The sequence below is a fragment of the Shinella fusca genome (genome assembly GCF_014203155.1).
In the GTDB taxonomy this organism is placed as follows: Bacteria; Pseudomonadota; Alphaproteobacteria; order Rhizobiales; family Rhizobiaceae; genus Shinella; species Shinella fusca.
The window spans coordinates 1-19,469 of sequence record NZ_JACHIK010000015.1 but is presented as its reverse complement, the minus strand read 5'-3'; the positions used below and the strand labels follow the sequence as shown (position 1 = coordinate 19,469).

Here is a 19,469-nt window from a genome sequence, read left to right as displayed (position 1 = left end):
GATCTCCTCAGTCGAGTCGCATGGCAATGCCGTGGTCGGCCATGTAGCGCTTGGCTTCGCCCACCGTATAGGTGCCGAAATGGAAGATCGAGGCGGCGAGAACCGCCGTCGCATGGCCGTCGCGCACGCCCTCGACGAGATGGTCGAGATTGCCCACGCCGCCGGACGCGATGACCGGCACGGACACGCGGTCGGCGATCGTGCGCGTCAGCGCGATGTCGTAGCCGCCCTTCTGGCCGTCGCGGTCCATGGAGGTGAGCAGCAATTCGCCCGCCCCGCGCTCCACCATCGTCTCCGCGAAGGCGACGGCATCGATGCCGGTCGGCTTGCGCCCGCCATGGGTGAAGATCTCCCAGCGGTCCTCTTCGCCTTCCTGTGAGACCTTCTTGGAATCGATCGAGACGACGATGCACTGGTTGCCGAACTTGTCGGCCGCTTCCGCCACGAAATCCGGGTTGGCGACGGCGGCCGAGTTGATCGACACCTTGTCGGCCCCGGCAAGCAGGAGCTTGCGGATGTCGGCGACCGTGCGCACGCCGCCGCCGACGGTGAGCGGCATGAAGCAATGCTCGGCCGTGCGCGCCACGACGTCGAAGATCGTGTCGCGGTTGTCGGAAGAGGCGGTGATGTCGAGGAAGCAGAGTTCGTCGGCGCCGGCCGCATCGTAGGCCTTGGCCGATTCCACCGGATCGCCGGCATCGACAAGGTTGACGAAGCTGACGCCCTTGACGACACGGCCGTCCTTCACGTCGAGGCAGGGGATGACGCGGGCCTTGAGGGTCATGCGGCCTCTCCCCGGATCATGGCGAGCGCCTCGGCGGGGTCGATGCGCCCGTCATAGAGCGCGCGGCCGGAGATGGCGCCTTCCAGCTTGCGGGCGTCGGGGGCGACGAGGCGGCGGATGTCGTCCATCGAGGCGAGGCCGCCGGAGGCGATGACGGGGATGGAGACGGCGTCGGCTAATTCCAACGTCGAGGCCCAGTTGATGCCCGTCAGGATGCCGTCGCGGTCGATATCCGTGTAGATGATCGCGGCGACGCCCGCGCCTTCGAATTTCCTGGCAAGCTCGATCACCCCGAGCTCGGAGGCCTCCGCCCAGCCTTCGACGGCAACCTTGCCGCCCTTGGCGTCGATGCCGACGGCGATCTTGCCGGGGAATTCCTTGCAGGCCTCGATGACGAGGGCGGGGTCGCGCACGGCGACGGTGCCGAGGATGACGCGGGAAAGGCCGCGGGCAAGCCAGCTTTCGATATGTGCCAGCGTGCGGATGCCGCCGCCGAGCTGCACCGGGTTCCGCGTCGCCTTGAGGATGGCGTCGACGGCTGCGCCGTTGACGCTTTCCCCCGCGAAGGCGCCGTTGAGATCGACGACGTGCAGCCATTCGAAGCCCTGGTCCTCAAAGGCTTTCGCCTGTGCGGCCGGATCGGGATTGTAGACGGTGGCCTGGTCCATGTCGCCGAGTTTCAGGCGAACGCACTGGCCGTCCTTCAGGTCGATGGCGGGAAAGAGGATCATGTCAGGGGTTCCAGCGCAGGAAATTGGTGATGAGGGAAAGGCCGAGCGTCTGGCTCTTTTCCGGATGGAACTGCGCGCCGGCCTTGTTCTCCCGGGCGACGAAGGCCGTCATCGGCCCGCCATAGTCGACGGTCGCGACCACGTCTTCCGGTTTTTTGGCGGCGAGGTGATAGGAATGCACGAAATAGGCGTGCAGCGTTTCCGGGATGCCGTCGAAGAGCGGGTGGGCGCGCTTGCGGTCGAGCGTGTTCCAGCCGATCTGCGGGATCTTCAGGGTGGGATCGTTCGGCGACATCAGGACGACGTCGCCTTCGATCCAGCCAAGGCCCTCGGTCACGGTCTTTTCCAGCCCGCGCGAGGACATGAGCTGCATGCCGACGCAGATGCCGAGGAAGGGGCGGGCCTTCTTCTCGACCGTCTCGCGCAGCGCCTCCACCATCCCGGGCACGGCATCGAGGCCGCGGCGGCAGTCGGCATAGGCGCCGACGCCGGGCAGCACGATCCGGTCGGCGGTTGCGACGCGCTCGGCCCTGTCGGTGAGGTCGATTTCGGCCGGAATGCCGGCCTCGCGGGCGGCGCGCTCGAAGGCCTTGGTGGCCGAGCGCAGGTTGCCCGAGCCGTAGTCGATGATTGCAACGCGCATCTAGCGTCCTTCCTTGAAACCGACGAGGCCGAGCATGGGAGCGTGCCGGCGCGGGGAGGTTTCGGATGCCGGCAGAAGGGCGCGCTCGCGCGTCTCCGCCTCGCCGGCCGGGGTTTCCATGTCATAGATATCTTCGGCGGTCCCGCGGTCCCCGGCGGCAATCACCGCATCCACCGTCCAGCCGCGGCGGGTGAGGGTGGCCACGACCATCGAGGGGCCTTCGAGGGCGACGAGACTATGGGTGGCAAGGCATAGGCCGGCGCCCGCAAGGCCCAAGGTCGGATGGCCGGCAGCGGCAAGGCCGAGCGCCTGGACGGCGAAGGCGAGCGCAGCGGCAAGCCATGCCCGGTGCCAGAGCAGCCAGAGGACCGGCAGGAGAAAGGCGATCCAGGAGAAACGGTCGCGGACGAAGCGGGCTCTTTCGTCTCCGGGCCTGCCGCCCGGCGGTATCAGAACGAGGAACGTGGCCATGACGGCCTCCAGCTGTGCCTCAGGCCAGCGAACCCTTCGTCGAGGGAACGCGGCCCGCCTGGCGGGGATCGATCTCGGTCGCGGTGCGCAGCACGCGTGCGACGGCCTTGAAGCAGGTCTCCGAGATATGATGGTTGTTCGCGCCGTAGATGTTCTGGATATGCAGCGTGATGCCGGCGTGCTGGGCGAGCGCGTTGAAGAATTCGCGCACCAGCTCGGTGTCGAAGGTGCCGATCTTCGGTGCCGAGAAGGCGACGTTCCACACGAGGAACGGCCGGCCGGAGACATCCACCGCTGCACGCGTCATCGTCTCGTCCATGGCAAGGTCGAGCGAGGCGTAGCGGGTGATGCCGCGCCGGTCGCCGAGCGCCTTCGCGATGGCCTGGCCGATGGCGATGCCGGTGTCCTCGACGGTGTGGTGATCGTCGACGTGAAGGTCGCCCTCGGTCCTGATCTCCATGTCGATGAGCGAATGGCGCGAGAGCTGGTCGAGCATATGGTCGAAGAAGCCGACGCCCGTCGAAATCGTCGACGTGCCGGTGCCGTCGATGTCGACGGTGACCGAAACGGAGGTCTCGTTGGTCTTGCGCGAAACGCTGGCTGTGCGGCTCATCGGTTTCCCTTGGGGTTTCTCCGGCAATTTAACCGCCGCTCCTTAACAGGGCCGTCGCGAAAAGGCCAGTGTCTCCACCCGTTTGCAATTGCGCAAGCGCTGCTTACATAGGAACCGACGACGCCGCCGCGCCGGCGGCAACCGGCCCGATCGGGCCCCAGAGGTCTATCGAATGAGTGAACACAATCCTTACGCTTCCATGCACGCCACGACGATCATCACCGTCCGCAAGGACGGCAAGGTGGTGATGGCGGGCGACGGCCAGGTGAGCCTTGGCCAGACGGTGATGAAGGGCAATGCGCGCAAGGTCCGCCGCCTTGCCAAGGGCGACGTGATCGCCGGCTTTGCCGGCGCCACCGCCGATGCCTTCACGCTGCTCGAACGGCTCGAAGCCAAGCTCGAACAATATCCCGACCAGTTGATGCGCGCCGCCGTGGAGCTTGCCAAGGACTGGCGGACCGACCGGTACCTGCGCCGCCTCGAAGCCATGATGCTGGTCGCCGACAAGTCGGTCACGCTGGCGCTCACCGGCAACGGCGACGTGCTGGAGCCGGAACACGGCACCATGGCGATCGGCTCGGGCGGCAACTATGCCTATGCCGCCGCCCGCGCGCTGATGGACACCGACAAGTCGGCCGAGGAGATCGCGCGCAGGGCCATGCAGATCGCCGGCGACATCTGCGTCTACACCAACCAGAATGTCGTGGTGGAGACGCTGGACGCCGACCGCTGAGCCCGTCCGGTCCGTGCCTTCGGGCGGACCGGCGGACAGGACGAACAATCAGAACGGGACGGCCCGGCGCTGACCATGGCCCGGGACCGTTGCCAGAAACGGAAAATCCATGTCGAACTTTTCCCCCCGCGAGATCGTCTCCGAACTCGACCGCTTCATCATCGGCCAGCATGACGCCAAGCGCGCCGTCGCCATCGCGCTGCGCAACCGCTGGCGCCGTCACCAGCTCGAGCCGGACTTGCGCGACGAGGTGATGCCGAAGAACATCCTGATGATCGGCCCCACCGGGGTCGGCAAGACGGAGATTTCCCGCCGCCTTGCGAAACTTGCCGGTGCGCCCTTCGTCAAGGTCGAGGCCACCAAGTTCACCGAGGTCGGCTATGTCGGCCGCGACGTCGAGCAGATCGTGCGCGACCTCGTCGAGGTCGGCATCGGCCTCGTGCGCGAGAAGAAGCGCACCGAGGTGACGGCCAAGGCCCATATGAATGCCGAGGAACGGGTGCTCGACGCCCTCGTCGGCGCCACCGCCTCGCCGGCGACGCGCGACAGTTTCCGCAAGAAGCTACGGGGCAACGAACTCGACGACAAGGAGATCGAGATCGACGTCGCCGATACCGGCGGCATGCCCGGCGGCTTCGAGATTCCCGGCATGCCGGGCGCCAATATCGGCGTGCTCAACCTGTCCGAGATGTTCGGCAAGGCGATGGGCGGGCGCACGAAGAAGGTCAAGACCACCGTCAAGGACAGCTACAAGCTCCTGATCGACGACGAATCCGACAAATTGCTCGACAACGAGCAGATCCAGCGCGAGGCGATCCGCTCGGCCGAGAACGACGGCATCGTCTTCATCGACGAGATCGACAAGATCGCCGCGCGCGACGGCGGCATGGGCGCGGGCGTCTCGCGCGAGGGCGTGCAGCGCGACCTCCTGCCGCTCGTCGAGGGCACGACGGTCGCCACGAAGTACGGGCCGGTGAAGACGGACCATATCCTCTTCATCGCCTCGGGCGCCTTCCATGTGTCGAAGCCCTCGGACCTTCTGCCCGAGCTTCAGGGCCGCCTGCCGATCCGCGTCGAGCTGCGCGCGCTGACGAAGGAGGACTTCCGCCGCATCCTGACGGAGACGGAAGCAAGCCTCATCCGCCAGTACAAGGCGCTGATGGCGACGGAGAATGTCGATCTGGACTTCACCGAGGACGGCATCGATGCGCTCGCCGACGTTGCCGTGCAGCTCAATGCCAGCGTCGAGAATATCGGCGCGCGGCGTCTCCAGACGGTGATGGAGCGCGTGCTCGACGAGATCTCCTTCGAGGCGCCGGACAAGGGCGGCAACCGGCTCGTCGTCGATGCCGAATATGTGCGCCAGCATGTCGGCGCGCTTGCGGCCAACACCGACCTTTCGCGCTATATCCTGTGACCTTTCCGCACCGGCGGCCCGCTTTGCGGTCGCCGGTGCCGGATTTTTGATGGCGTGGCCTCTCGACAGGAAAGGCCGCGCGGCCTAGGCCTTTGCCGCGCCCGGCATCATTCCGACACGATTGTCCGGCATCGCCATCGCCGACCTTTTGACCAGACGGAACCGGAACCGTGCGACAGCTCCTTTCTGCGCTTGCCCTTGCAGCCGCCCTCCTGATCCAGAGCCAGACCGCGGCGCTGGCGGTCGACGTGGTGCCCGCCGGCAACCGCAATGCCGAGCAGCCGGCCATCCCCGGTGCCTCCGTGCGCCGCACCAAGGCGGGCAGGACCTCCTTCGACGCGAAATACGAGAAGGTGCGCGACCTCCTGGCCAACGACCGGCAGCTCACCGGCAAGATCAAGTCGGTCGCCGGAAAGTACGGCATCGATCCGATCCACATGGTCGGCGCCATCGTCGGCGAGCACACCTACAATGTGGACGCCTACGACCGGCTGCAGAGCTATTATGTGAAGGCGGCGTCCTACACCGGCAATTTCCGCTTCGCCTATGACGGCGAATCGATCGGCGATTTCCTCGCCCGGCCCGAATTTGCCGCCTGCGCCGGCAAGAAGGGTTCCTATGCGCTGTGGACCTGCCGCGAAGGCGTCTGGAACCGGACGTTCCGCGGCCACAGCGTCGGCGGCACGTCCTTCCCGGACAACCGCTTCAGCGCCGTGTTCTTCCAGCCGTTCTATGCCGGTCAGACCTTCGGCCTCGGCCAGATCAACCCGCTGACGGCGCTGACGCTGACCGACGACGTCGCCCGCATCTCCGGCTACGACCGGCTCGACGAGAACGACGCGGCGGGCGTCTACCAGGCGATCATGGATCCCGACACGTCGCTCGCCTACATGGCTGCCGCGATACGCCGCTCGATCGATGCCTACCGGAAGATCGCCGGCGTCGACATCTCGAAGAATCCCGGCCTGACGGCGACGCTCTACAATATCGGCAATCCCGATGCGCGTGCGGCCGCCTTCGCCGCGCGCCGCGCAGCCGGCGAGGCGACCTGGCCGGAAGAGAACTATTACGGCTGGCTGATCAACGACAAGCTGGAAGAGCTCCGCTCGCTGCTCTAACTTCCGCCTTCCTGCCGGTGCACGCTTGGCGCATCGGTCGAAAGGAGAAGACGATGGATGTGCGCCCCGAGCCCTTCGAGCCGCCGGCCCCGGTCCCGCGCACCGTGCCGCCGTCGAAGCTCGAGATCATCCGCACGGTGTTCCGCAATCCGCTGGAGCTGTGGGGCGAGCCCTCCTACACGCTGCCCTGGATCATGACGAGCTTCTTCACGGAGAAGACGCTGATCGTCAACGATCCCGGCCTCATCCGGCATGTGCTGGTCGACAATGCCGCCAACTACAAGATGGCCGTGGTGCGCCAGCTCGTGCTGCGGCCGATCCTGCGTGACGGGCTTCTGACGGCGGAAGGTGCGGTCTGGCGCCGTTCGCGCAAGGCCGTCGCACCGATCTTCACGCCGCGCCACGCGAGGGGCTTCGCCCACCAGATGCTGGCCCAGTCGCAATCCTATGCCGAAAAATACGAGGGCGCGGAGGGAAGGACCTTCGACATCGGCAATGACATGACGGAGCTTGCCTTCACCATCCTTTCCGAGACGCTGTTTTCCGGCGAGATCGCCACCGAATCGAACAGTTTTGCCGACGACGTCGACGATCTCCTGCATACGATGGGCCGCGTCGACCCGATGGATCTCCTGCACGCGCCCGGCTGGGTGCCGCGCCTCACGCGTCTCGGTGGCATGCGGGTGCTCGCCAAATTCCGCCGCATCGTGCGCAACACGATGGACATGCGCCGTGCCCGCCTCGATACGGACGGCGAGAACGCGCCGGCCGATTTCCTGACCCTTCTGCTGAAAGCCGCAGGCCCCGACGGCCTCACCGTCGAGGAGGTGGAGGACAATATCCTCACCTTCATCGGCGCCGGCCACGAGACGACGGCCCGCGCGCTCGCCTGGACGCTCTTTTGCGTCGCCAACAGCCCGCATGTGCGCGATGCGATGGAAGAGGAGATCGACGGGGTGCTCGAAAGCGGCGCCGATCCGGTGGACTGGCTCGACCGGATGCCCTGGACGCGCGCCGCCTTCGAGGAGGCGCTTCGGCTCTATCCGCCGGCGCCCTCGATCAACCGCGCGGCGATCGCCGACGATGTCTGGACCAGCCCCTCCGGCGAGACGGTGGAGATCCCGAAGGACGTCACCATCCTCGTCATGCCCTGGACGCTGCACCGGCATCAGGCGTTGTGGCACAAGCCCCGCGCCTTCATGCCGGAACGCTTCCTGCCGGAAAACCGCGATGCCATCCATCGCTTCCAGTACCTGCCCTTCGGCGCGGGCCCGCGCATCTGCATCGGCGCCACCTTCGCCATGCAGGAGGCGATCATCGCGCTCGGCGTGCTGATGCACCGCTTCCGCTTCGACATGACGGAGGAGACGCGCCCCTGGCCGGTGCAGCGCCTGACGACGCAGCCGGCTAACGGGCTGGCGTTGAGGGTGACGGCTCGTCGGCCCGCTTCTTCGATTTCTTGATGGTCCTGATCGCCGCGCAGGTCGCTTCGGGGTTCCTGCACGGCTGGTAGACGACGATCTCGCTGCCGCTGCCGTCGTCCCAGACCGCCTGCACGGCGACGGTCCTCGCCTCGCCGGGCTTCAGGCCGAGATAGAGCCAGTTCTGCGTGTCGTCGGAGGGCAGGTTGAAGGGCAGCTCCGGGTCGCATGCGGCAAGCGGGAAGCGCTTGTCGAGCGTATCGTCGTTGATCGAGTAGCGGATTTCCGACAGCCGGCAATGCATGGTCTGGAGCGCCGTGAAATAGATGAGCTGCTGGCCGGCGAAGCTGCGGAACTGCACCCAGCCCGTCTGCTTGTTGGCGTCCAGCATCGCCTTGTAGATGGAGACGGTCGGGATCTGCGCCCTGTACTGCTCTTCGCCCTCTTCCTCGGCATGGGCGGGCAGGATGCAGGCGAGAAACGCCGCACCCAGCAGGCCCATTGCCGCAAGCGGCTTTCGGTCGCGCAGATCGTTCACGGAAGGTTCCTCGCTCTTCACCGCAGATGTCGCCGTTGGAACGGTGGCAATCGGCCTGGACATGCAATAACACAATTGTAGACCCGCCTTGAAAAGAGACGGCGGGACCTCCGGAAGAATTCTCGTGGCAGACCATTTATTACTCGGCATCGATACCGGCGGCACCTATACGGACGCCGTGCTCTACAGCGAAACGGTGGGCGTCGTCGCCCGCGCCAAGGCCCTCACCACCCGTCACGATCTTGCCGTCGGTATTTCCGGCGCGGTCGAGGCGGTGCTTTCGCAGGCGGCCGTGCCCGTCTCCGCCATCGGCCTCGTCTCCCTTTCGACGACGCTCGCCACCAACGCGCTGGTGGAAGGGCAGGGCGGCCGGGCCGGGTTGGTGATGATCGGCTTTGCGCCGGACGATCTCAGGCGCGACGGACTTGGCGAGGCGCTCGGCAACGATCCGGTGCTGTTTCTTCCCGGCGGCCATGACGTGCACGGCACCGAAACGCCGCTCGACATGACGGCGCTCGAGGAAGCCCTGCCGGCCCTGTCGCAGACCGTCTCCTCCTTTGCCGTCGCCGGCTATTTCGCCGTGCGCAACCCGGCGCACGAGGAAGCGGTGCGCGACCGTATCCGCGCGGTCTCCGGGCTTCCCGTCACCTGCAGCCACGAGCTTTCCTCGCGGCTCGGCGGCCCGCGCCGCGCGCTGACGACCTTGCTCAATGCCCGCCTCGTCTCGATGATCGACCGGCTGATCGGCGCCTGCGAGGACTTCCTCGACCGCCGCGGCATCCATGTGCCGATGATGGTGGTGCGCGGCGACGGTGCGCTGATCTCGGCTGCCGAAGCGCGGCGCCGGCCCATCGAGACGATCCTGTCCGGCCCGGCGGCAAGCCTCGTCGGTGCCCGACACCTGACGGGGCTCGACGCCGCCGTCGTCTCCGACATCGGCGGCACGACCACGGACGTGGCGGTGCTCGACGGCGGGCGGCCGAAGCTCGACGCGGACGGCGCCGTCGTCGGCGGCTACCGCACCATGGTGGAAGCCGTCGCCATGCGCACCTTCGGCCTCGGCGGCGATTCGGAAGTGCGCATCGACGACCGCGGCCTTGCGGCGAGGGTCGATCTCGGCCCGCGCCGCTTCATGCCGCTCAGCCTCGCCTCGGCGCTGCATCCGGAGGCCATCGTGCCCGTGCTGGAGCGCCAGCTGCGCGCGCCGCATCTCGGCCGCTACGACGGGCGTTTCGCCGTGCGCACCGGCGTGCCGGAGCGTCTGGCAAGCGGCCTCCAGCCGCATGAGCAGGCGCTCTATGAGAAGATCGGCGCCGTTCCGCTGCCGCTGGACCGGCTGCTGGTCAGCACGCTGCAGCGCGTCACGCTCGACCGCCTCGTCGCGCGCGGCCTCGTCCATATCTGCGCCGTCACGCCGTCCGACGCCATGCATGTGCTCGGCGGGCAGGGGCAATGGGATGCGGTCGCGGCCCGCCTCGGCATCGAGATCGCCGCCCGCTCCAAGGACGGTTCCGGTCATCCGGTCGCCGACGGGCCGGAAGCTATGGCCCGCCTCATCGTCGACCGGCTCACCCGCCAGTCGTCCGATGCGGTCCTTTCCGCCTGTCTTGCCGATGACGGGGTGGCGGCGATCGATCCCACCAATTCCGTTTCCGTCGACCATGCGCTGCACCGGGTGGAGGGCATCGTACGCTTCTCCATCGCGCTCGACCGGCCGCTCGTCGGCCTCGGCGCGTCGGCGCCGGTCTATTATCCGGCGATCGCCGCAATGCTGGGCGCCGAGCCGGCCATTCCGGCCGATGCCGGCGTCGCCAATGCCGTCGGCGCGGTGGTCGGCCAGGTGCGCTCCGTCGTCACGACCTTCGTGACCATGCCGGAGGAGGACGTCTTCGTCGTTGCCGGCGGGGGAGAGAGCGTGCGGTTCCCCGAGGAGGCCGAAGCCTTTTCCGTCGCAAGGGAACGGGCGATGGCCACGGCGCTCGCCTCGGCCCGCGCGAGCGGCGCGGACGAGCCGGTCGTCACCCTGTCGGAGGAAATCGACGCGCCGGAGATCAAAGGTCATCGCAAGCTCATCGAGGCCCGTTTCCGGGCAACGGCAAGCGGCCGGCCGCGTATTGCGGAAGAGGCATAAGTACGATTTTATCCCGGTCGGAATAAATTCTTTATGCTAATGCCGAATTGACTATGCGTGAAAGCTCCGGAAAGTGGGACCATTCGGGATACTCCCCCTTCGTCCCGCCATTCGGAGCCTTTTCAAATGACCTATACCGAAAAAGCCGGTCTTTCGATCGACAGCGCCCTTTACGATTTCCTCGTCAATGAGGCCCTTCCCGGCACCGGCGTGGATGCCGAGCGCTATTTCGCCGATTTCTCCGCCATCGTGCACGATCTTGCGCCGGAAAACCGCGCGCTGCTGGCAAAGCGCGACACGCTCCAGGAAAAGATCGACGCCTGGTATCGCAAGAACGGCGCGCCGTCCGACATGGCGGCCTATGAGGCGTTCCTGCGCGAGATCGGCTATCTCCTGCCGGAAGGGGGCGAGGTCAAGGTGACGACGCAGAACGTCGACCCGGAAATCGCCGTCGTCGCCGGCCCGCAGCTCGTCGTTCCGGTCATGAACGCGCGCTATGCGCTGAACGCGGCCAATGCGCGCTGGGGCTCGCTCTACGATGCGCTTTACGGCACGGATGCGATCCCGGAAACGGACGGTGCTGAGAAGGGCAAGGGCTACAACCCCAAGCGCGGCGCCAAGGTCATCGCCTGGGCACGCACCTTCCTCGACGAGAGCGCGCCGCTCGCCGGCGCCTCCTGGCGCGATGCGGCGGGTCTTTCCGTCGACGGCGGCAAGCTGGTCGTCGCGCTCACGGGCGGCGGCAAGACCGGCCTTGCTGAGGAGGCGAAGTTCGCCGGCTATCTCGGCGATGCCGCCGCGCCGACGCATGTCCTCCTTCGCAACAACGGCCTGCATATCGAGATCCGTATCGACGCTTCGACCCCGACCGGCAAGGACGACGCGGCGCACATCTCCGACGTGGTGATCGAATCGGCCCTGACGACGATCATGGACTGCGAGGATTCCGTCGCCGCCGTCGATGCCGAGGACAAGGTCGTCGTCTACCGCAACTGGCTCGGCCTGATGAAGGGCGATCTTTCCGAGGAAGTCGTGAAGGGCGGCAAGACCTTCACGCGAAAGCTCAATCCCGACCGGGAATACACCGCGCCGGACGGCTCGACCTTCACGCTGCGCTGCCGCTCGCTGATGCTGGTGCGCAATGTCGGCCACCTGATGACCAATCCGGCGATCCGCGACCGCGACGGCAACGAGGTGCCGGAAGGCATCATGGACGCGATGGTCACCGCGCTGATCGCCCTTTACGACGTCGGCCCGAACGGCCGCCGCAAGAACTCGCCCGCCGGCTCCATGTATGTCGTCAAGCCCAAGATGCACGGGCCGGAAGAGGTCGCCTTCGCTTCCAAGCTCTTCGGCCGCGTCGAGGCCGCCGTCGGCATGGCGCCGAACACGATGAAGATGGGCATCATGGACGAGGAGCGCCGCACGACGGTCAACCTCAAGGAGGCGATCCGCGCCGCCAAGGACCGCGTCGTCTTCATCAATACCGGCTTCCTCGACCGCACGGGCGACGAGATCCACACCTCGATGGAAGCGGGCCCGATGATCCGCAAGGGCGACATGAAGCAGGCCGCCTGGATTTCCGCCTACGAGAACTGGAACGTCGATATCGGCCTCGAATGCGGCCTTTCCGGGCATGCGCAGATCGGCAAGGGCATGTGGGCCATGCCCGACCTGATGGCCGCCATGCTGGAGCAGAAGATCGCCCATCCGAAGGCCGGCGCCAACACCGCCTGGGTGCCGTCCCCGACGGCGGCGACGCTGCATGCGACGCACTACCACAAGGTCGATGTCGCCGCGGTGCAGGCCTCGCTGCGCTCGCGCCCGCGCGCGAAACTGTCGGACATCCTGTCGGTGCCGGTCGCCGTGCGCCCGAACTGGACGCCGGACGAGATCCAGCGCGAGCTCGACAACAATGCGCAGGGCATCCTCGGCTATGTCGTGCGCTGGATCGACCAGGGCGTCGGCTGCTCCAAGGTGCCGGACATCAACAATGTCGGCCTGATGGAAGACCGCGCGACGCTGCGCATCTCCGCCCAGCACATGGCGAACTGGCTGCATCACGGCGTCGTCACGGAAGCCCAGATCGTCGAGACGATGAAGCGCATGGCCGCGGTCGTCGACGGCCAGAATGCCGGCGACCCGCTCTACCGCCCGATGGCCGGCCATTTCGACACGTCGATCGCCTTCAAGGCGGCCCTCGACCTCGTGCTCAAGGGCCGCGAGCAGCCGAACGGCTACACCGAGCCGGTCCTGCACCGCCGCCGGCTGGAGCTGAAGGCGGCAGGGGGTTGAATCCACCTGCCTCCCTCCGTCATGGTCGGGCTTGACCCGACCATCCACGCTCCGAGCACGCCGGTGGACCCTCGGGTCAAGCCCGAGGGTGACGACGGAGAGGGAGATCGGGCTCTCACGCCATCAAACGAAAGAAGCCGCCGGAGCGATCCGGCGGCTTCTTATTATATGGATGTGCCGTCCGCTTACTGCTGGACGATGACGCGGGCATCGTGGCCGGGGCGCACGCGCTTGTAGAGGTCGATGATGTCCTGGTTCATCAGGCGGATGCAGCCCGAGGAGGCGGCCGTGCCGATGGAGGCCCATTCCGGCGTGCCGTGCAGGCGGAAGAGCGTATCCTGGCCCTTGTCGTTGAAGAGATACATGGCGCGCGCGCCGAGCGGGTTCTTCAGGCCCGGGCCCATGCCGTCCTTGACGTAGCGGGCGACGTCCGGCTTGCGGTCCGCCATTTCCTTCGGCGGGTGCCAGGTCGGCCATTCCTGCTTCCAGGCGATATAGGCCTCGCCCTGCCATGCAAAGCCGGACTTGCCGACGCCGATGCCGTAGCGCACGGCCTTGCCGCCGGGCAGTACGTAGTAAAGGAAGCGGTTCGGCGTGTTGACGATAATCGTGCCGGGCTTTTCCTTGGTCGCGTAATCGACGATCTGTCGGTGGAACTTGGTGTTCACCTTGTTGATCGGGATCGCCGGCAGGGCGTAGCCGTTGTCCTCAACAGGGCCATATTCCGATGTGAAGATGGCATTCGTCGCCACCTTTTCGCCCGGAAGGGAGGTCGAAGAGGAAGAGCAACCGGCGAGCGTGACGGCCGCAGCGAGGCCGCACAGAAGGAGGGCATTGCGGAAGCGCATGAGATTCTCTTGATAAGGAATTAAGAAGTTCCGTGACGCAGAACTTTCATCGATCATGGTTTATTTTCGATTAAACCGATCAATGCAAGCGCGTGCGCTGCGGCATGGGCTTGCGTTGAAGCAAAAAGCCGGGGAAGTGTTTTTTTGCAACAGCAATGCCCGGCCGCCTGCCGCTCCTCGCTGCGCCCGATCCATGCCAAGCACGCCGCCGCCGGCCGTTCAATGGCCTTGCCGCCCGCCGGCCCGAAGCCGCACAGGAAGCTTGCCGCGCGGTTAATAGAGTCTTGAACGCGGAGCTTGCCGCCGCCCGTCCTTAACTTTTGCCCGGCCGCAGGCCCGTTTCGCGCTAGAATGCGATTCGCCGAGGTTTCCCATGACGATCGTTTCGCTCCACAACGACAATCCGCTGATCGACGGCCGCCAGTCCGACCGCGCCATGATGGTGCGCCGCGGCGTGCAGCGCATGCTGATGGAGATGCGCCATGCCGTCTTGCCGGAACTGACGCTGGCGAGCGGCCGGCGCGCCGACCTCATCAGCCTCTCCGACAAGGGCGAGGTCTGGATCGTCGAGATCAAGACGTCGATCGAGGATTTTCGGGTCGATCGCAAATGGCCGGACTATCGCCGCCACTCGGACCGCCTGTTCTTCGCCACGCACAAGGACGTGCCGCTCGACATCTTCCCGGAAGATTGCGGCCTCATCCTCTCCGACGGCTACGGCGCGCACATCATCCGCGAGGCGCCCGAGCACAAGCTGCCGGCGCCGACGCGCAAGGCCGTGACCTTCGCCTTCGCCCGCGTCGCCGCGGGCCGGCTGCTGCTTGCCGAATTCTCGATGGACGCCCGGCGCGACGGCCCGGATATCTCCGCCATCGTCTCCGGCCGGCGCGACGAGCCGGCCTGATCGGGCCCCGTTACTTCGGTGCGCGCTTGGCGAGGATGCGCTGGAGCGTGCGGCGGTGCATGTTGAGGCGGCGGGCCGTCTCGGAGACGTTGCGGTCGCACATCTCGTAGACGCGCTGGATATGCTCCCAGCGCACGCGGTCGGCCGACATCGGGTTTTCCGGCAGTTCCACCTTCTCTCCCGGCCGCTGCGTCAGCGCGGCGAAGATGTCGTCGGCGTCCGCCGGCTTGGCGAGGTAGTCGACCGCGCCGAGCTTCACGGCGTTCACGGCCGTCGCGATATTGCCGTAGCCGGTCAGCATGATGATGCGCGTGTCGTCGCGGCGCTGGCGGATGGCGGCGATGACGTCGAGGCCGCTGCCGTCGCCGAGCCGAAGGTCCACGACCGCGTATTTCGGCGGGGTGGTCTTGGCCTTGGCGATGCCCTCGGCGACCGATTCGGCCGTGTCGACGGCAAAGCCGCGGGTCTCCATGGCGCGCGCAAGGCGGCGCAGGAACGGTCCGTCGTCATCGACGAGGAGAAGCGAGGGATCCGGCCCGATATCGTCGGCGGCCGTGTGCGGTTCGGTGTTTTCTGCCATTGTCATCTTCCGCGGCGGATTTTCGCCCATTCTTGATCGGGATCAGCTTATCGCCCTTTACATAGGGCGGGTAAAGTCATTTTGCGCCCCTGGCTTCCATGCGCGCCCGCGGCCAATCGACTGAGACGCGCGCGCCCGGCCGGTCGCCGGTGCGGTTGCCGAAGGTCAGCTTCGCGCCCGAGCGCTCCAGCAGCGTCTTGGCGATGAAGAGGCCGAGGCCGAGGCCCCCGGCCCGGTCGTCCTTCTGGCGCCGCGTGACATAGGGATCGCCGATGCGCTGGAGGATATCGGCCGCATAGCCGTCGCCGTCGTCCTCGATGACGATGCTGACGCGCTCCGGCGTGTGGCTAACGGTGACGGTCACCTCCTCGCGGGCGTGGTCGACGGCGTTTTCCAGCAGGTTGCCGAGGCCGTAGAGGATGCCGGGATTGCGGTTGCCGACCGGCTCGTTCTCCCGCTCGCCGTTTTCCACAAGGTTGAGGCGGATGCCGAATTCGCGGTGCGGCGCCAGCACTTCTTCCATCAGCGAGGAGAGCGGCAGCACGCGCATATGCGCCTCCTCCTCGGTGGAGAGCGTGGTGAGCCGGCGCAGGATGTCGCGGCAGCGCTCGCTCTGGCTGCGCAGGAGCTGCACGTCCTCTCGGAATCGGTCGTCGCTGCCGAGTTCGCGCTCCATCTCGCGCGCGACGACGCTGATCGTGGCAAGCGGCGTGCCGAGCTCGTGCGCGGCGGCGGCCGCCAGCCCATCGAGCTGCGAAAGGTGCTTTTCGCGCTGGAGGATGAGTTCCGTCGCCTGCAGCGCGTTGGAAAGCTCGGTCGCCTCGCGCGAGACGCGGTAGGAATAGAAGGCGGCGAAGGCCGTGGTCGAGACGATGGCGAACCAGAAGCCGGCCGTCAGGATCGGCGGGACGACGAGCAGCGTGCCGGGAAACCACGGCAGGGGAAACGGCGTGAAGGCAAGGGCGGTGATGCCGATGAAGGAAAGGAAGCCGAGCGGCAGGCTGAGGCGGATCGGCTGCAGCGAGGAGGAGATGATCACCGGCACGCAGACGAGCGGCGCGAAGGGATTGGCAAGGCCGCCGGTGATGAAGAGCAGCGCCGTCAACTGGCAGAGGTCGAAGGCGAGCAGCAGGAAGGCCGACGTCGGCGTCAGCCGGTGGGCCGGCGGAAAGCGCACGGCGAGGAAGAAGTTCACCGCCGCCAGCAGGGCGATCAGCACCGCTGCCGGCAGCCAGGGCAGGGGGAATTTCAGCCACAGCGCGACGACGAGGACGCTGATCGTCTGGCCGGCCACCGCCAGCCAGCGCAGGCGGATAAGCGTTTCGAGGCGCAGGCGCCGGCCGGTGCCCTCGAAGTCGATGTCCTGGTAGCCCGTCATCTCTCGCCCTTTCGTTGATCAGGTGCCGCGCGGCTTGGCGCGCGTGGTCGGCATGGCCGCGGCCGGGTCTTCCGGCCAGGGGTGTTTCGGGTAGCGCCCGCGCATGTCCGCCCGCACGTCCCGCCACGAACCCGCCCAGAAGCCCGGCAGGTCCCGCGTCGTCTGGATGAGCCGGTGCGCCGGCGAGAGCAGTTCCAAGAGCAGCGGCAGGCGTCCGCCCGCGACGGCCGGGTGCTGTTTCAGCCCGAAGAGCTCCTGCACGCGGATCGCCAGCACCGGCTCCTCGCCGTCGTAGCGGATCGGATGGCGCTGGCCCGTCGGCGCCTCGAAATGGGTGGGCGCGAGGCGGGCGAGATCGCGCTGCGCCTCGTAGGGCACCAGCGCCATCAGCCCCTCGTGAAGGCTTGCGGCGGAAACGTCGTCGAGGCCGCGCGTGTTCTCCTGGAACGGCACGAACCAGTCGCCGACCCGCTCCAGCAGCGCCGCCTCGCTCGTATCCGGCCAGGGCTCGCCGATCGAGCGGTGAAGGAAGCCGATCCGGTCGCGCAGCTGCGCCGCCTCGCGCGAGAAAGTCAGGGCCTGCAGGCCGAGCTGGCGCACGCCGTCGGCAAGCGCCGCGGCCGCCTTCGGCCCGGCCGGCCGGGGCAGCGGCGTCTCCTCCAGGATCATCGCGCCGAGCCGGACGACGCGGCGCGCCCGCACCTGCCGGCTCGCCCGGTCGAAGACGCACTGGTCCTCGCGCACGATATTGCCCGCAAGGCCGGCTTCCACCGCCGCGCGGTCGATCTCGGCGGCGGCAAGGATGCGCTGGCGTCCTGCCTGCCCTGTGAGATCGGCAACGACGATCATCTCGGCGCCGGCCAGCCGTTCGGTCTCCGGCAGCTCGGCGCCGCGCCCGTTGGCCATGACGAAGCGCCCCCGCCCGCCGCGCTGCAGGGCGACGCGGTCCGGAAAGGCATGCATCAGCAATGCGCCGGGTGCGCTTGCGGTTGCCGATGCCGACTTGCCGAAGCCGTCCGCCATGCGTTGCGCCAGCCGCCGCGCCGCCTCCGCCCGCTCGCCGCGTTCGTTCGCAAAGCGCCGCAGCCGCTCCTCGATATCGACCGCCGCGCCGCCGAGGCCCTGTTCGGTGAGCAGCACAGCCAGCCGGGCGGCGGCCACCTGCTCGCCGTCTTTCGCCGCATGGAGGATCATCGCCGCCAGCCGCGGCGACAGGGCAAGGTCGCGGATGCGCTTTCCCGACGGCGTCAGCGCGCCGGCCTCGTCGAGCGCGCCGAGGAGGCGCAGCAGGTTGCGTGCCTCCTCCACGGCTGGGGGCGGCGGCTGGTCCACCAGCCGCAGCGCCGCCGGATCGGTGACGCCCCAATGGGCAAGATCCAGCATGAAGCCGGAAAGGTCGCTGGAAAGGATCTGCGGCGGCGTGAAGGCGGGCAGCGCCGCCGTCTGGCCGACGTGCCACAGCCGGATCGCGACGCCCGGCTCCGTGCGTCCGGCGCGGCCCGCCCGCTGGTCGGCCGAGGCGCGGGAGACCCGCACGGTCTCCAGCCGCGTGATGCCGGTCGCCGCCTCGAAGACCGGCAGGCGCTGCAAGCCGCTGTCGATGACGATGCGCACGCCGTCGATGGTGATGGAGGTCTCGGCGATCGAGGTGGCGAGCACGATCTTGCGCGTGCCGGGGGCGGCGGGGCGGATCGCCGCGTCCTGTTCCCTCTGGCCGAGATTGCCGTAGAGCGGCACCACCGTCGTCCCGGCGTCGAAGCGCCCCTCCAGCCGCTCGGCGGTGCGGGTGATCTCGGCCTGGCCCGGCAGAAAGGCGAGGATCGAGCCGCTCTCGCCGTGATGCGCCTCGGTGATCGCGCGCGCCATCGTGTCCTCGATGCGCTCGCCGGCCGGCCGGTCCTGATGGCGGATGTCGACCGGGAAGCTGCGCCCTTCGCTGGCGATGACCGGCGGATCGCCGAGCAGCGTGGAGACCCGCTCGACGTCGAGCGTTGCCGACATGACGAGGATGCGCAGGTCCTCGCGCAGCGCCGCCTGCACGTCGAGCGCCAGCGCCAGGCCGAAATCGGCATCCAGCGAGCGCTCGTGGAATTCGTCGAAGAGCACGGCCGAGACGCCGGCAAGCTCGGGATCGTCGAGGATCATGCGGGCGAAGACACCCTCCGTCACCACCTCGATGCGGGTTTTTGCCGAAACGCGGTTGTCGAGCCGCATGCGGTAGCCGACCGTTTCGCCCACCTTCTCGCCGAGAAGCGCCGCCATGCGCCCCGCCGCCGCCCGCGCCGCAAGCCGCCGCGGCTCGAGCAGGATGATCCTGCCGTCGCCGCGCCAGCCGGCCTCGAGCAGGAAGAGCGGCGCCAGCGTCGTCTTGCCCGCGCCGGGCGGCGCGGAAAGCACCGCGCGCGTGCCCAAGTCGAGCGCCTTGCCGAGAGAGGAAAGCACGTCCGTGATCGGCAGGCGCGGCAGGCTGTCGAGGATCGATCCCATTCCTATAGGAGCCCGCAGATGACGGCGCTATTATGGGGAATGGGCATGCGTTTCTCCGGTGTCGTTTCCTGTCTCTGAATAGCTCGGCGGTGCCCCGGAGAGAAGAGGCCGGGCAGTTTCGGAGGGAGCCGGACACGCAATACGGTCCGATCCGGAAATTTTACCACCTGGACAAGATTTTCCGGGCGCAAAAGGCGCCTGCGAGGACGGCGCCGAGAAATTTCAAAGGAATAATGACTATAATTCAATGGCTTGTCAGTTTTTTGCATTTTTACGATTTGGCCTGTTGACGTATCGCTGGGGGTGGGCTTATAACGCCGCTCATCGAGAGGGCGTTGGGCGCTTCTGGCGGCCAGTTCACTCGCTCTAAGGTTTCT

General features: G+C 67.2%; 17 protein-coding genes. 7 read left to right on the top strand and 10 right to left on the bottom strand.

Annotation, left to right across the window (positions count from 1 at the left end):
- Positions 1 to 7: 7 nt before the first annotated feature.
- Genes hisF through hisB form a run of 5 tightly spaced genes read right to left on the bottom strand, consistent with a single transcriptional unit; the run spans position 8 to position 3,242 of the window.
- Positions 8 to 784, bottom strand: coding sequence for an imidazole glycerol phosphate synthase subunit HisF (gene hisF, locus HNQ66_RS18185; protein WP_184145595.1), 777 nt, complete (start codon positions 782 to 784; stop codon positions 8 to 10).
- On the bottom strand, positions 781 to 1,515 hold the full coding sequence (gene hisA / locus HNQ66_RS18180) for a 1-(5-phosphoribosyl)-5-[(5-phosphoribosylamino)methylideneamino]imidazole-4-carboxamide isomerase (protein WP_184145594.1): 735 nt from the start codon (positions 1,513 to 1,515) through the stop codon (positions 781 to 783). Before hisA ends, hisF begins: the two co-directional genes overlap by 4 nt.
- Before the next feature lies 1 nt (position 1,516).
- A complete protein-coding gene (hisH, locus tag HNQ66_RS18175; protein WP_184145593.1) occupies positions 1,517 to 2,158 on the bottom strand; it encodes an imidazole glycerol phosphate synthase subunit HisH in 642 nt (213 codons plus the stop codon).
- Positions 2,159 to 2,629, bottom strand: a complete 471-nt coding sequence (locus tag HNQ66_RS18170; RefSeq protein WP_184145592.1) for a DUF2628 domain-containing protein — start codon at positions 2,627 to 2,629, stop codon at positions 2,159 to 2,161.
- A 19-nt stretch (positions 2,630 to 2,648) separates the two neighbouring features.
- On the bottom strand, positions 2,649 to 3,242 hold the full coding sequence (gene hisB, locus HNQ66_RS18165; protein ID WP_184145591.1) for an imidazoleglycerol-phosphate dehydratase HisB: 594 nt from the start codon (positions 3,240 to 3,242) through the stop codon (positions 2,649 to 2,651).
- Positions 3,243 to 3,414: 172 nt separating this feature from the next.
- Here hisB and hslV point away from each other — a divergent pair, with 172 nt between their 5' ends.
- From hslV to HNQ66_RS18145, 4 genes are all read left to right on the top strand, one after another.
- Positions 3,415 to 3,975, top strand: a complete 561-nt coding sequence (hslV, locus tag HNQ66_RS18160; RefSeq protein WP_184145590.1) for an ATP-dependent protease subunit HslV — start codon at positions 3,415 to 3,417, stop codon at positions 3,973 to 3,975.
- A gap of 109 nt (positions 3,976 to 4,084) precedes the next feature.
- Positions 4,085 to 5,392, top strand: a complete 1,308-nt coding sequence (gene hslU / locus HNQ66_RS18155; RefSeq protein WP_184145589.1) for an ATP-dependent protease ATPase subunit HslU — start codon at positions 4,085 to 4,087, stop codon at positions 5,390 to 5,392.
- A gap of 170 nt (positions 5,393 to 5,562) precedes the next feature.
- Entirely contained in the window at positions 5,563 to 6,510 is a 948-nt protein-coding gene (locus tag HNQ66_RS18150; protein ID WP_184145588.1) for a DUF1402 family protein, read from the top strand.
- Between the two features lie 53 nt (positions 6,511 to 6,563).
- Positions 6,564 to 7,973, top strand: coding sequence for a cytochrome P450 (locus tag HNQ66_RS18145; RefSeq protein WP_184145587.1), 1,410 nt, complete (start codon positions 6,564 to 6,566; stop codon positions 7,971 to 7,973).
- Here the strand turns inward: HNQ66_RS18145 and HNQ66_RS18140 are convergent.
- On the bottom strand, positions 7,918 to 8,469 hold the full coding sequence (locus HNQ66_RS18140; protein ID WP_184145586.1) for a hypothetical protein: 552 nt from the start codon (positions 8,467 to 8,469) through the stop codon (positions 7,918 to 7,920). The two genes, HNQ66_RS18145 and HNQ66_RS18140, sit on opposite strands and share 56 nt — an antisense overlap.
- Positions 8,470 to 8,593: 124 nt before the next feature.
- On the opposite strand from HNQ66_RS18140, the gene HNQ66_RS18135 reads away from it, so the two are divergent.
- Entirely contained in the window at positions 8,594 to 10,600 is a 2,007-nt protein-coding gene (locus HNQ66_RS18135) for a hydantoinase/oxoprolinase N-terminal domain-containing protein (RefSeq protein WP_184145585.1), read from the top strand.
- Positions 10,601 to 10,726: 126 nt separating this feature from the next.
- Positions 10,727 to 12,895, top strand: coding sequence for a malate synthase G (locus HNQ66_RS18130; protein ID WP_184145584.1), 2,169 nt, complete (start codon positions 10,727 to 10,729; stop codon positions 12,893 to 12,895).
- A 185-nt stretch (positions 12,896 to 13,080) separates the two neighbouring features.
- Here the strand turns inward: HNQ66_RS18130 and HNQ66_RS18125 are convergent, their stop codons facing one another.
- Positions 13,081 to 13,743: a L,D-transpeptidase gene (locus HNQ66_RS18125; RefSeq protein ID WP_184145583.1), complete on the bottom strand. Its 663-nt coding sequence runs from the start codon at positions 13,741 to 13,743 to the stop codon at positions 13,081 to 13,083.
- 373 nt (positions 13,744 to 14,116) lie between these two features.
- On the opposite strand from HNQ66_RS18125, the gene HNQ66_RS18120 reads away from it, so the two are divergent.
- A complete protein-coding gene (locus tag HNQ66_RS18120) occupies positions 14,117 to 14,647 on the top strand; it encodes an MmcB family DNA repair protein (RefSeq protein ID WP_184145582.1) in 531 nt (176 codons plus the stop codon).
- A gap of 10 nt (positions 14,648 to 14,657) precedes the next feature.
- On the opposite strand, the gene HNQ66_RS18115 is transcribed toward HNQ66_RS18120, so the two are convergent.
- The 3 genes from HNQ66_RS18115 to hrpB form a co-directional block, all read right to left on the bottom strand.
- Positions 14,658 to 15,227: an ActR/PrrA/RegA family redox response regulator transcription factor gene (locus HNQ66_RS18115; RefSeq protein ID WP_380780371.1), complete on the bottom strand. Its 570-nt coding sequence runs from the start codon at positions 15,225 to 15,227 to the stop codon at positions 14,658 to 14,660.
- Positions 15,228 to 15,303: 76 nt separating this feature from the next.
- Positions 15,304 to 16,605 (bottom strand): ActS/PrrB/RegB family redox-sensitive histidine kinase, encoded by a 1,302-nt coding sequence (locus HNQ66_RS18110; protein WP_184145580.1) that lies wholly within the window; start codon positions 16,603 to 16,605, stop codon positions 15,304 to 15,306.
- Positions 16,606 to 16,623: 18 nt separating this feature from the next.
- On the bottom strand, positions 16,624 to 19,092 hold the full coding sequence (hrpB, locus tag HNQ66_RS18105; RefSeq protein ID WP_184145579.1) for an ATP-dependent helicase HrpB: 2,469 nt from the start codon (positions 19,090 to 19,092) through the stop codon (positions 16,624 to 16,626).
- Positions 19,093 to 19,469 lie beyond the last annotated feature (377 nt).

Excerpts from the sequence above, each read along its gene's own strand:
- HNQ66_RS18130 (WP_184145584.1), top strand. The coding sequence starts at position 10,727 with ATGACCTATACCGAAAAAGCCGGTCTTTCGATCGACAGCGCCCTTTAC.
- hslV (WP_184145590.1), top strand. The coding sequence starts at position 3,415 with ATGAGTGAACACAATCCTTACGCTTCCATGCACGCCACGACGATCATC.
- HNQ66_RS18120 (WP_184145582.1), top strand. The coding sequence starts at position 14,117 with ATGACGATCGTTTCGCTCCACAACGACAATCCGCTGATCGACGGCCGC.
- hisF (WP_184145595.1), bottom strand. The coding sequence starts at position 784 with ATGACCCTCAAGGCCCGCGTCATCCCCTGCCTCGACGTGAAGGACGGC.
- HNQ66_RS18125 (WP_184145583.1), bottom strand. The coding sequence starts at position 13,743 with ATGCGCTTCCGCAATGCCCTCCTTCTGTGCGGCCTCGCTGCGGCCGTC.
- HNQ66_RS18115 (WP_380780371.1), bottom strand. The coding sequence starts at position 15,227 with ATGGCAGAAAACACCGAACCGCACACGGCCGCCGACGATATCGGGCCG.
- hisB (WP_184145591.1), bottom strand. The coding sequence starts at position 3,242 with ATGAGCCGCACAGCCAGCGTTTCGCGCAAGACCAACGAGACCTCCGTT.
- HNQ66_RS18170 (WP_184145592.1), bottom strand. The coding sequence starts at position 2,629 with ATGGCCACGTTCCTCGTTCTGATACCGCCGGGCGGCAGGCCCGGAGAC.
- hslU (WP_184145589.1), top strand. The coding sequence starts at position 4,085 with ATGTCGAACTTTTCCCCCCGCGAGATCGTCTCCGAACTCGACCGCTTC.
- HNQ66_RS18110 (WP_184145580.1), bottom strand. The coding sequence starts at position 16,605 with ATGACGGGCTACCAGGACATCGACTTCGAGGGCACCGGCCGGCGCCTG.
- hrpB (WP_184145579.1), bottom strand. The coding sequence starts at position 19,092 with ATGGGATCGATCCTCGACAGCCTGCCGCGCCTGCCGATCACGGACGTG.
- hisA (WP_184145594.1), bottom strand. The coding sequence starts at position 1,515 with ATGATCCTCTTTCCCGCCATCGACCTGAAGGACGGCCAGTGCGTTCGC.
- hisH (WP_184145593.1), bottom strand. The coding sequence starts at position 2,158 with ATGCGCGTTGCAATCATCGACTACGGCTCGGGCAACCTGCGCTCGGCC.
- HNQ66_RS18145 (WP_184145587.1), top strand. The coding sequence starts at position 6,564 with ATGGATGTGCGCCCCGAGCCCTTCGAGCCGCCGGCCCCGGTCCCGCGC.